11 protein-coding genes are annotated in these 11,619 nt (G+C 54.3%); 8 read left to right on the forward strand and 3 right to left on the reverse strand.

Annotation, left to right across the window (positions count from 1 at the left end; translation table 11 throughout):
* Window positions 1-58: 58 nt before the first annotated feature.
* The 7 genes from Q0711_RS11550 to Q0711_RS11580 all read left to right on the forward strand — a co-directional run bounded on the left by Q0711_RS11550 (window position 59) and on the right by Q0711_RS11580 (window position 8,131).
* Window positions 59-1,738: an alpha/beta hydrolase gene (locus Q0711_RS11550; protein WP_298615707.1), complete on the forward strand. Its 1,680-nt coding sequence runs from the start codon at window positions 59-61 to the stop codon at window positions 1,736-1,738.
* Between the two features lie 226 nt (window positions 1,739-1,964).
* The gene (locus Q0711_RS11555) at window positions 1,965-3,446 is read left to right on the forward strand and encodes a cobyric acid synthase (protein WP_298615709.1); all 1,482 of its coding nucleotides are present in this window, start codon (window positions 1,965-1,967) and stop codon (window positions 3,444-3,446) included.
* A gap of 96 nt (window positions 3,447-3,542) precedes the next feature.
* Window positions 3,543-3,896 carry a hypothetical protein gene (locus Q0711_RS11560; protein ID WP_298615712.1) on the forward strand — a complete coding sequence of 118 codons (354 nt, stop codon included), beginning with the start codon at window positions 3,543-3,545 and terminating at the stop codon, window positions 3,894-3,896.
* 27 nt (window positions 3,897-3,923) lie between these two features.
* A complete protein-coding gene (gene trpD, locus Q0711_RS11565) occupies window positions 3,924-4,943 on the forward strand; it encodes an anthranilate phosphoribosyltransferase (RefSeq protein WP_298615714.1) in 1,020 nt (339 codons plus the stop codon).
* Entirely contained in the window at window positions 4,933-5,799 is an 867-nt protein-coding gene (gene nadC, locus Q0711_RS11570) for a carboxylating nicotinate-nucleotide diphosphorylase (RefSeq protein WP_298615716.1), read from the forward strand. The genes trpD and nadC overlap by 11 nt, the downstream gene beginning before the upstream one ends.
* A 35-nt stretch (window positions 5,800-5,834) precedes the next feature.
* A complete protein-coding gene (locus Q0711_RS11575) occupies window positions 5,835-7,478 on the forward strand; it encodes an iron ABC transporter permease (RefSeq protein WP_298616937.1) in 1,644 nt (547 codons plus the stop codon).
* Window positions 7,479-7,549: 71 nt separating this feature from the next.
* Window positions 7,550-8,131 carry a DUF1997 domain-containing protein gene (locus tag Q0711_RS11580; protein ID WP_298615721.1) on the forward strand — a complete coding sequence of 194 codons (582 nt, stop codon included), beginning with the start codon at window positions 7,550-7,552 and terminating at the stop codon, window positions 8,129-8,131.
* 14 nt (window positions 8,132-8,145) lie between these two features.
* On the opposite strand, the gene Q0711_RS11585 is transcribed toward Q0711_RS11580, so the two are convergent.
* Window positions 8,146-9,321: a hypothetical protein gene (locus tag Q0711_RS11585; RefSeq protein ID WP_298615723.1), complete on the reverse strand. Its 1,176-nt coding sequence runs from the start codon at window positions 9,319-9,321 to the stop codon at window positions 8,146-8,148.
* 13 nt (window positions 9,322-9,334) lie between these two features.
* The gene (locus Q0711_RS11590; RefSeq protein ID WP_298615725.1) at window positions 9,335-9,754 is read right to left on the reverse strand and encodes a hypothetical protein; all 420 of its coding nucleotides are present in this window, start codon (window positions 9,752-9,754) and stop codon (window positions 9,335-9,337) included.
* A 208-nt stretch (window positions 9,755-9,962) separates the two neighbouring features.
* Here Q0711_RS11590 and Q0711_RS11595 point away from each other — a divergent pair, with 208 nt between their 5' ends.
* Entirely contained in the window at window positions 9,963-10,865 is a 903-nt protein-coding gene (locus tag Q0711_RS11595; RefSeq protein ID WP_366142454.1) for a polyphosphate kinase 2 family protein, read from the forward strand.
* Here the strand turns inward: Q0711_RS11595 and radC are convergent.
* Window positions 10,862-11,611 carry a DNA repair protein RadC gene (gene radC / locus Q0711_RS11600; protein ID WP_298615729.1) on the reverse strand — a complete coding sequence of 250 codons (750 nt, stop codon included), beginning with the start codon at window positions 11,609-11,611 and terminating at the stop codon, window positions 10,862-10,864. The two genes, Q0711_RS11595 and radC, sit on opposite strands and share 4 nt — an antisense overlap.
* Between the last annotated feature and the right edge of the window lie 8 nt (window positions 11,612-11,619).

Here is an 11,619-nt window from a genome sequence, read left to right on the forward strand (position 1 = left end):
CCGTTGCCGCGACTTTATTTAACTTTTTTGATTGAGTTGTACTGCATAACTCTTCACTGTGACTCACTCCTCACTTAAGTGGCTCGTATTACTGCCCCTCAGTCTCATTGTGGCGGTGAGTATTTTGGGGGGTGGCTCAAGGGAACTATGGGCAGCGGAGAGAATTATTTTGCGCTATGGCCTCTTGGAGCGATCGCTCTCCATTGCCGATTTAGAACGATTTGCCGCCACTGGCCAACCTTCCCTGGAACTGGCTAGCTACCTACGATTATTGCCACCTGCCCACCGGCAGCAATTGCGATCGGCATTGCAGGAACGACTGCAACTCTCCCCTGTTGCTGTTGCTCAACTCCTGTACTCTCCCCTTGGTCAAGAATTAATGGTGCAGGCAAGTCGGCTTCTTCAGACCCAAAGTCGCCAAGAAAATGCCCGTGCCCTGCGAGGAGCCCTGATTCTTGCCGCTGCCGATCCCAAGGGCCTCACTGTGTTGAGTGTGATGCGCCACTACCCCTCCCCCAGTATCCGCTTTGACCTCAAGAAAGGACTCGCCATTCTCAAAAACTTCCAGCACACGATCCGCGTAACAGAGACCATTTTGGATGTTGTCCGTCGGCAGGCGATTGAAAATCAGACAAAATTGATCCCTACCAGTGTGCAATCACTGCTCCAACCGGGATCTGGGCAGTGGCTAGAGATGCCTTGGGCAGCAGTGGATGAATCGCCTTGGCGATTGCAGTTGACAGGACATTCCCGCCCCATTGAAGCGGATTTTTATCTACCGATTGTTCCCGCGGGACAGCAGGTTCCGGTGGTCATTGTTTCCCATGGCTTGGGGGCAAGTCGCTACAGCTATCGCTATTTGTGTCAACATTTGGCCTCCCACGGTTTTGCGGTTATTGCCCTTGAGCACGTGGGTAGCTCAACTCGGCAGCTACTCTCGTTTCCCATAGGCTATGCCAGTTCAAGGACGGCGGCTCAGGAATTTCTGGATCGTCCCCTTGATGTGACGTTTGTCCTTGATCGTTTAGGGGCATTTCCTGAGCAACTCTACCCTTGGCGAGGGCGGTTGAACTTGGAGCGGGTGGCCATCATTGGTCAGTCCTTTGGGGGCTACACGGCTCTGACCCTCGCAGGGGCACCCTTGGATTTTCAACAACTGCGGCGACATTGCACCAGAAGTGTCCTAGAGTCGTTTAATGTATCACTGCTGCTTCAATGCCAAGCGCAAGCCTTACCACCAAGGGTCTATTCTCTAAAGGATCCCCGTGTGCAAGCGGTAATTGCTGTTAACCCAATCACCAGTGCTGTCTTTAGTCCTGAGTCCCTGAGTCAGTTAAAAATTCCCGTGATGTTTGTGGCTGCAAGTGAGGATACGATCGCCCCTGCTGTCGAGGAACAGATTTATCCCTTTACGTGGCTGACGACGCCCGATCGCTACCTCGTCTTGATGGACGATGCAACCCATTTCTCAACGATTGGTGAGGCCGGTCAAAGGGAACCCGTACTGCCAATCCCCCGGTTCCTAGTCGGTGCTGCTCCCCCGCGATCGCGTGCCTATCTGCAGGGATTGAGCTTGGCCTTTTTACGCTTGCATCTTCTAGGGGATGAGCAGGCGCGGCAATGGCTGACCCCAGCAGCAGCAAGGGCTTTGAGTTCACCCACTCATGGTCTGAGTCTAACCCAATCTCTCTCGCCAGAACTATTGCAAAGAGTACCGCGGGCGGTGAAGTATCCCTAAGCTAACCGTGAATGCTCCCCCGATGACCCTTTGCGTGCATCAGCGGCTTCCCAATCCTGTTAGCAGAGAGGGAGGCGGCTGTACCTTTATCTGTCCGGGTCTCCAGAAGTCTTTTCTGGCGGGCAATAGTGCCATACTTGATTAGAAGAATCACATCACATCCGCCGCTAACTAGGGAATGACGCTTCCCGTCCATTCGTAGGATGCGCCGCGGCGTTGCTCAACCATGGGTGCTAAAGCTCTAATGGTGGTGGGAACCACATCCCATGCGGGGAAATCGCTTCTCACAGCGGTGATTTGTCGTTGGCTGGCTCAGCAGGGCTACCGGGTCACCCCCTTTAAGGGACAGAATATGGCCTTGAATGCCTACGTCACCCGTGAGGGCGGCGAAATCGGCTATGCCCAAGCAATGCAGGCCTGGGCGGCAGGGGTGGAACCGGAAGTGGCGATGAACCCCATTCTCCTCAAGCCCCAAGGGAATATGACTTCGCAGGTGATTCTGAAGGGGCAGGTGGCGGGGGTCACCCAAGCGGCAGACTACTATCGGGATTACTTTGAGCGGGGTTGGCAGGCAATTACAGAGGCCTTGGCAAATCTCCAGCAACGCTTTGACTGGATTGTGTGTGAAGGCGCCGGCTCACCGGCGGAAATCAATCTCAAGCACCGCGACCTCACCAATATGCGGGTGGCCAAACACCTAGGGGCACCGACCATTCTCATCGCCGATATAGATCGCGGCGGTGTGTTTGCCCATATTGTAGGCACGTTGATGCTGCTAGATGCCGAGGAGCGGGCGTTGATCCAAGGAATTGTCATCAATAAATTTCGCGGCCAGCGATCGCTCCTCGACAGCGGTCTGCAATGGCTAGAGGAGACGACGGGGGTACCAGTCTTGGGCGTGATTCCATGGCTCGATCGCCACTATGCTGCCGAAGATTCCCTTGATCTATGGGATCCGCGCCCCCAACGCCAAGGGGCAGACTTAAAAATTACCGTCATTCGCCTGCCGCGGATTGCCAACTTTAGCGATGTTGATCCTTTGCTGGCAGAACCCAGCGTCTCCCTTGAGTTTTTGCCGCCCCAGCGTCCCCTAGGTCAGCCCGATGCCGTCATTTTGCCGGGCACTAAAACCACGATTGCCGATCTCCACGTCCTGCGCGAAACGGGAATGGCAGCGCAACTAAAAGCCTATGCTGCCCAAGGGGGAACCATTCTCGGCATTTGCGGTGGCTGGCAGATGTTGGGCGTCACCATCAGCGATCCTCTGGGTTTAGAGGGATACTGCGGCACCTATGAAGGACTGGGACTCATGCCCCTGCACACCCAACTGGGAGAAACCAAATGCACCCGACAACAACAAACCCAGTCCCTTTATTTCCCCTGTGCTGAGCCGATCTTGGGCTACGAAATTCACCAAGGCCAAAGTAATTACACAGGGGATCTCAAGGGTTGGCAGCCCCTTTTTGCCGCCTCAGAACTGGGTCTGGTTAACGGAGCGGGCACCCTTTGGGGGACTTATCTACATGGGCTATTGGAAAACGGCGCTTGGCGTCGCCATTGGCTGAATGTGTTGCGCTCCCGCCGCCAATTGCCACTCCTACCCACAGCAATTCCCCACTATGCCGAGCAACGGGCTGTTGCCCTAGATGAACTCACAGAAGCCGTCATGGCTCATCTGAACTTAGAGGGTATTTGTAAATTATGTTGACGTAAAAATTTCAAATTGTTAGCAAGTGTCATCACGGGCAAACGACTGCCCTAGACTGAGGAACAATGTGCTGATGACAAGGAGTTCAAAAGAATAATGGCAGTGGCTGCTTCTTGGTCAGTGGGAATCTTGATTGCCTCGGCGATCGCCGCTTTAGGTGGCTTAAGCTGGCTATTGTACACGGCTCATCAAGAGGAAAAACACTTTCCCCTGCGGGAGTGTTCCCCCCAAGAGGCCTATGGCGAAACTCTTTGGCGTATGATCTTTGTCTATTGGCTGGTCTATTGTGGTGCGCGGGGGCTACAGATCGCTGTACCATTGGAGGGCACAGAGTTGGGTCAAATGTGCAAGATCACCGCACTCCTGGCCCTTTTGCTCACCGCCTCCTCGCTGCTTTGCTTACCCCTGCACTATTGGCAAGCACGCCAAGGCCAGCAACAACTCAATTAAAGCCTAATTCTTTCCCTGCTCCTGTCAATGTGGTCTGAGCTGCTCCAACAACTCCTCGATCGCCAAGCCCTGACGCAAGAGCAGGCCGCCCAGCTCATGCAGGGATGGTTGACAGGCGAAATTCCCGATGCTCTCTCCGGAGCTATTCTCACGGCACTACAGTTCAAGGGGCTGACGGTGGAGGAACTGGCGGGGATGGCCAAGGTGTTGCTGGCTCAGTCCCCAGGGGTGTCATTGAATTTGGCCGAACCCCTCATTGATACCTGCGGCACAGGGGGCGATCGCGCCGGTACGTTTAATATTTCCACAGCAGTTGCCTTTGTGGTGGCGGCAGCAGGGGTCAAAGTCGCCAAGCATGGCAATCGTTCCGTCTCTAGCCGCGTTGGTTCAGCGGATGTTCTTGAGCACCTGGGGGTCAACCTTGCCCACGACGATCCCGCCTTTTTGCTCAAGGAAGTGGGGATCACGTTCCTCTTTGCCCCCGGTTGGCATCCCGCCATGAAAGCCGTGGCTTCCCTACGCCGTATCCTAAAAATTCGCACGGTCTTTAACTTGTTAGGTCCTTTGGTCAATCCACTTCATCCCACGGGGCAGGTGATTGGGGTTTACAGCGATCGCTATCTGGAAGCGATGGCCGGTGCCCTGCAACGTCTGGGTCGTCAACGGGGGATTGTCCTCTATGGTCGCGAAGGAGTGGATGAAGCCACCCTTGGCAATATGACTGATTTGGTGATGTTTAGCAGTCCTGAGGAGCCGCTACGCCAAGCAGTCCTCGATCCCCAAGCCTTGGGTCTAGCCAGTGCTCCCCTCAGTGAGTTGGCAGGGGGGGATGTTCAGACGAATGCCGAGATTCTGACCCAAGTTCTTCAGGGAAAAGGGACAACGGCTCAACAGGAGGTGGTGGCGCTCAATGCCGCCCTCGCCCTCTACGTGGCCGCCGCAGTTCAGGATTGGTGGGAAGGGGTAGATCGGGCAAAGGCAATTCTGGCCAGCGGTGCGGCATGGGACAAGTTGCAGGCATTGGTGGCGCTCTCCAATGAAGCCTAGGGTATCTGCCTATTTGCCGCCCTGGTGTGTCTTGGATCCTCTCCTAGATCGGTGGTTACAGGAGGACATCGGTCGGGGCGATCGCACCACCCAGGCCCTGCACCTCCACGAGCACCGAGGAAAAGCCCACATTCGGCTCAAAAGTCAGGGAGTGATTGCCGGCCTGCCCATTGTGGAGCGGGTTTTTCAACGCCTCACATCAAGCGTTGTATTTACCTATGAGCAGGCCGAAGGCGCGATTTGTGATCAGCCGACGATTGTTGCGCGGCTTGAAGCGCCTCTAGAAGCATTACTCCTTGGCGAACGGCTGGCGCTCAATTGCCTCATGCGCCTCAGTGGCATTGCCACCCTCACCCATACCTATGCCCAGCAGATTGCCGATCTGCCCACCCAATTGGTGGATACCCGTAAAACGACACCGGGACTGCGCCTGCTGGAAAAATATGCAGTTGCTGTCGGGGGCGGGGTCAACCATCGCTTTGGCCTTGACGATGCAATCCTGATTAAAGACAACCATATTGTGGCAGCGGGGGGGATCACGGCTGCGGTTGAGAAAGTGCGCCAAGCCAGTCCCTTTCCCTTGGTTATTGAAGTGGAAACCGAGACCCTCGATCAGGTGCGCGAAGCCCTCTCCCTTGGGGTGGCGGTGATTATGCTCGACAATATGCCGCTTCCAGACATGACCAAGGCAGTGGCGATGATCCGCGCCGAAGCTCCCCACATTAAAATTGAGGCCTCTGGCAATATCACTTTGGAAACCTTGCGATCCGTGGCCTTGACCGGCGTAGATTACATTTCTACGAGTGCGATGATCACGCGATCGCCTTGGCTAGATTTTAGTTTGACCATTCTTTAAGTCTTTTTTGAGTGCCTGTTTTTGGAGGTCGTGCCGTGTCTAAGTCCCTGAGCCTCCCTCGGTGGCTTCGCCTGACACCTTGGGAGTTACTGGTGTGGCTGATTGCCCTAGGGATTGCCTTGCCGATTTTTGTCATTCTCAGCCAAATTTTTGTAAATACAGGTAACACTTGGCAGCATTTGGCCGCAACGGTTTTACCTGAGTACCTATTGAACTCCCTTTGGTTGATGTTGGGTGTAGGCATTGGGGTGATTGTCATTGGTGTGAGTACGGCATGGCTGGTCACGAACTGTGAATTTTGGGGGGTGCGCTGGTGGCAGTGGCTGCTGTTGACTCCTTTAGCCGCACCGGCCTATGTGTTGGCCTACACCTATACAGAGTTTTTTGCCTTTGAGGGGCCTGTTCAGGCATGGCTGCGGCAACTGACAGGCTGGGGCTACGGTGACTACTGGTTTCCCAATATCCGTTCCCTTGGCGGGGCGATCGCCATGCTCACCCTTGTCCTTTACCCCTATGTCTATTTGTTGGCGCGGGTAGCCTTTTTGGAGCAGGGGATCTGTAGTTTGGAAGCCAGTCGCTCCCTTGGCTGCGGCCCTTGGCGGAGTTTTTGGACTGTGGCATTGCCCCTGGCGCGGCCGGCGATCGCTGCCGGTACCAGTCTTGCCCTCATGGAAACCCTGAATGATTTTGGCACTGTGCAGTACTTTGGCGTGGATACCTTCACCGTCGGCATTTACCGCACTTGGTTTGGCATGGGTGACAAGATGGCGGCGGCGCAGTTGGCTTCTGTGCTGGTGGTGATTGTTTTTGCTCTGCTGCTTGTCGAGAAATGGTTCCGGGGCAAGGCGCGCTATTACAATCGAGGGGGCGATCGCCCAGTGCCCTATCGCCTCAGGGGATGGCGAGCGGTTGCGGCTTGGTTCGTGTGTGCCCTGCCCGTCGTTTTAGGTTTATTACTGCCGGCGGGGTTGCTCCTCTATTTGGCCATTAGCTACCAACAGCTTCAGCTCAGTCGCGAATTTCTGGAACACGCCAGCCACAGCCTGATTTTGGCGACCCTTTCTGCGGTTCTAGCGGTTGGGATTGCTCTGCTGTTGGCCTATGGCCATCGTTTGCTGCCAACGGTTTGGGTTCGTTGGGGAACCCAAGTGTGTATTACCGGCTATGCAGTTCCAGGGACAGTGATTGCCGTTGGCATCCTCATGCCCTTGGGGTGGCTAGATAACGTCATTAACGATGTCAGTGAGCATCTGTGGGGGGTGGAAGTGGGCTTAATTCTCAGTGGCACAATAGTCGCATTGCTCTATGCCTACTTGGTGCGCTTTTTGGCCGTCTCCTTTAGCAGCGTTGAAGCCAGCTTAGTGAAAATTCGTCCATCCCTCGATGAGGTGGCGCGGACCCTGGGGCGATCCCCTTGGAATATTCTGCGCACGGTTCACTTGCCCCTGATGGTGCCCGGCCTTTTTACCGCAGCCCTGATGATCTTTGTGGATGTCATGAAGGAATTGCCTGCGACATTGGTCATTCGGCCCTTTAACTTTGATACCCTAGCGATACAGGTTTACCGCTTTGCCTCCGATGAGCGGCTTCCCGAAGCGGCCTTAAGTGCCTTGGCCTTGGTGGTCGTGGGTCTCATTCCGGTGATTTGGCTGGGACGGCAAACCCACTGGGCAGATTAGGAAGTTCGGTTTCCCGTTCACGGGCTTCTTAATAATTCGTTACATTAGAAACAACGTTCGCTAGGTGTGCTATGTACTTAGAATTCAAGGCCAGCCAATCTGTTTGCCTCAGTATTGAAACACCCACGGCTCCCTTGCAGCACTACCTGCGTCAGCCCCGGCGGCTTGTTTATGCTTTGACGGATCCAACCCGCGTGGAATTTCTAGGGAGCGATCGCTTTCGTCTGAAGATGCGCCCCCTCAATTTTCTCATGGTCAGCTTGCAACCCACCGTTGATCTGGCCGTTCATGCCAATAGTGATGGCTCTTTACAATTACGCTCCCTTGGCTGTGAAATTCGCGGGGTGGACTACATCAATCGCCGCTTTCACCTCGCCCTCGAAGGTTACCTGTCTCCCCAAGCTACGCCGAACGGTACGGATTTGGTTGGTCGAGCTGATTTGCAAGTGGGCGTGGATATTCCGCCGCCTTTAGATCTCACGCCGCGTCCCCTTCTCGAAGCCACCGGCAATGGGTTACTCAAGAGCGTTCTTTTAACGATTAAACAGCGCCTTAGTCAGCACCTTGTGGCCGATTATCAACGCTGGCTCACGGAGGTGGAAAGCCATGGCAGTAGCGATTGGCTCACACCTATTCCTGTGAGTTCCACCTAGAGCTGCAAGCTCCCCTACAAATAAACCTGCTTGGTACTGAGTAACTGAGCAAGGCCAAAGAGACCCCGTTGGCACCCCTGGGCAACAGCGCCAATGGCCAGTGCATCCAAGCGCTCTAGGTGGGGAGGACGATTGACAAAAACCAAGGGGGTCTGCACCTGCTGATAAAAAACACGGCAATCTCTGTAGCTGCTGGCAACAATCCCACTGGCGGCGCTGCCATACCGGTGAATCCAAGTGATTGCTGTGGTGAGATCCTCTTCGTAGTGCCACGCTAAGCGTTGATCTAGATAGGGGAGTGGCCACTCACCGGCATCTACAAGGGGAATGTGGGGATAGTTGCGGTGCAGGTACTCGTCCACCCCCTGTTTGTAGCCGGCTTGGGTGAGTTCATTGATCACAAAGGTCAAATGGGAGGGATTGACATTGCTGAGTACAATGACCTTTTCAATTGCCAGGGCGCGATCAGGGTTTGCTTGGTGGCTGTGCTGAATACAATTGAGGACACTCTCTGGCGACACAGAGCCATCCCAAACAAGGTAAGTATTACCAAGGGAAAGCGAGACTAGGGGACAGCGGGCAGCAGCGCGTTGCTCGGCCACAAAGCGGAAACGGCCATAAACAAGAGCGAGATCAACCGCAGTGGCATCCGCAAGCCAACTGGCGGGCGGGAGAGAAAGGGTCTGAATGGCCGTTTTTGGCAGACTGCTTTTGCTCAATGCAGCTTCGATGAGGCTGGCGATCGCCCCCGCCGTGTAGCGACTACTTTCAGCACTCCAGAGCACAAGGGCATTTCCCGTTTTCAGTGCCATGCCCGCCAGCATCAAACTTAAGGTGGGTAGTCCTTCATAAACCAATGCCACCACCCCTAGGGGAACTGCATACTGAAACCGCTCTGGCTGTGTAGGGCAGGGTTGCTGCCACGGATCCGCTGCATGGTAGAGGCGCTCTAGCCACTGCTGAATGCGGTGCAGGCGCTCATGGGTCAACCGCAACCAGCCAACCACAATCTGAGATACTGCCAGATCGCGGCTGGATTCGAGATCAAGAGTATTTTGTTCCAACAGTAAAGACTCTGCTGTTGCTAACTCCTCAATCAAATGCCTGAGAGCTTCCTGGCGCAGAGCATAGCCGGCTTGGCTGAGGTGTGTACTGGCGACCCGCGCCACCCTTAGGGGCTCAGGCAACATAGCCGCAGATCGCTCAACGACGGGAGAGGGCAATCCACACCAGAAATGCTGGTGTCAGGGCAATCAGCAGGGAGGCAATAATCCATAGCAGCCCTTCAGGTTTTAAGGACAATTGTAGAAGTAAGGGCAGCCACAACAGAATAGGCATCAATAAAAAGAAACTCAGGCCAATTGCGAAATACCAGTAACTTTCTGAGAACCCCCGCTGCAACTGACTCCACTGCAACCCTGTCCAATACCACGCTCGCTTGTAGGGATAGGTGGTAGCCAATTGCTCAATGGAAAAGCCATCGGGACGAACGACAAAGATTTGTTGACAGCGCCGACATCCAAAGGCTTCTGTGAGGGCAATAGGCACCAGCTCCCCCTGACGGCGACAAGGGCAGGGGTAACTTGCATCCAGATCCAGTTTCTGGGGTTTAATTGGAGCCACGGTGGCTGTCCAGAACGCAAACAATAGGTTAGGTAATGATGCGATTAAGGGCGATCGCTCGCCTACTGATACAGCATACAAAGAGAATTTTGTTTTGCCCGTAACTTATACAATTTGTTAAAGATAGACCGAAAAGCAGCACATTTTGAATTTTCTGTAATGGGGGAATGTAGGCTAGGATACAGTTCTGCCGCAACCCCTCTTGATGATGATTCCCCAGGATTTTCTCGACCAAATTAACCCCGATCGCTATATCGTCCCCGCTGGCGAGAAATTTCACTGGAAGGACTATGATCCTGCCGATACTGCTGGCCTCAAAAGCAAAGTCGAAGCCCAAGAACTCCTCGCCGCTGGTATTAAGAAGCTAGCGGCCTACCAAGATGTCCTCTATGCCCAGAATATCTATGCGCTGCTGATTATCTTCCAAGCGATGGACGCAGCGGGCAAAGACAGCACAATCAAACACGTGATGAGTGGTCTCAACCCCCAAGGCTGTCAGGTGTATAGCTTTAAGGCACCCAGTGCTGAGGAGTTGGATCACGACTTTTTGTGGCGATTTAACCGGGCATTGCCAGAGCGGGGTTGCATTGGTATTTTTAATCGCTCCTATTACGAAGAAGTCCTTGTGGTGCGGGTACACCCCGATTTACTCAATCGCCAGCAACTTCCTGCGGAAACCAAGACCAAGCACATCTGGAAAGAGCGCTTTGAGGACATTAATCACTACGAACGTTACTTGACACGTAATGGCATTCTCATCCTCAAGTTTTTCTTGAATATCTCCAAATCAGAGCAAAAAAAACGCTTTTTGGAGCGCATTAGTCGTCCAGACAAGAACTGGAAATTTTCGATTGAGGATGTGCGCGATCGCGCCCACTGGAATGACTATCGAGAAGCCTATGCCGAGGTCTTTCGCCACACCAGTACCGAATGGGCACCGTGGCACATTATTCCCGCCGATCGCAAGTGGTTTGCACGGCTGATGGTGGCTCACTTCATTTATCAAAAACTGGCAAGCCTTAACCTACACTACCCCCTTGTCACTGAAACCCACAGGCAACAACTCCTAGAGGCAAAAGCACTGCTGGAAAACGAACCCGATGAGGATTAGGCACTGCCCTCTCCTTGAGGGACTTCCTGCCAGAGGGACGTTATCTCCCGCAGGCTTCGGTAATCCCCATTTCCGAGAATCAAATGGTCAAGCACGGGAATTCCCATCACTTGTCCTGCTTGCAGAACTTGTTTTGTCAAGTCCAGATCCGCTTGACTGGGAGAGAGATTCCCTGAGGGATGGTTGTGGGCAATAATCAGGCGGCTGGCATTGCGGCGCACCGCTTCCCGGAAAATTTCGCGGGGATGGGCAAGGGTTTCGGTTGCCGTTCCCACCGTAATCACATGAGACCCCAATAGGCGATTGCGCACATCTAGCAGGAGAACGGCAAAGCGTTCCGTCGGTTGCCACATCAGATCGGCACTAAGCACAGCAGCAGCAAGGGCAGGATTGTCAATGATCGTTTGCTCCCCCGGCCGCGACTGAAAGACCCGCTTCCCCAATTCCACAGCAGCCAGAATTGTTGTGGCTTTGGCAGGGCCAACGCCGGGAATGGCCATCAATTCCTCTGGGGTAATGTCGCGCAAAACGCTCACCGCATCGGTACTGTCACCACTGCGCTCCCCCAACTGTTTGAGGATGAATTGTCCTAAACCTACCGCTGAGAGTTTGCCAGCCCCTTGACCGGTGCCCAATAAAATCGCCAGCAGTTCTGCGGAACTGAGGTAGCGGGCACCTTGGCTGAGCAGCTTTTCACGGGGGCGATCGCCAATGGGCAAATCAGCAACACGGAGCGAGTAGGACATGACAGCAG

Source organism: uncultured Thermosynechococcus sp., from assembly GCF_937958135.1.
In the GTDB taxonomy this organism is placed as follows: Bacteria; Cyanobacteriota; Cyanobacteriia; order Thermosynechococcales; family Thermosynechococcaceae; genus Thermosynechococcus.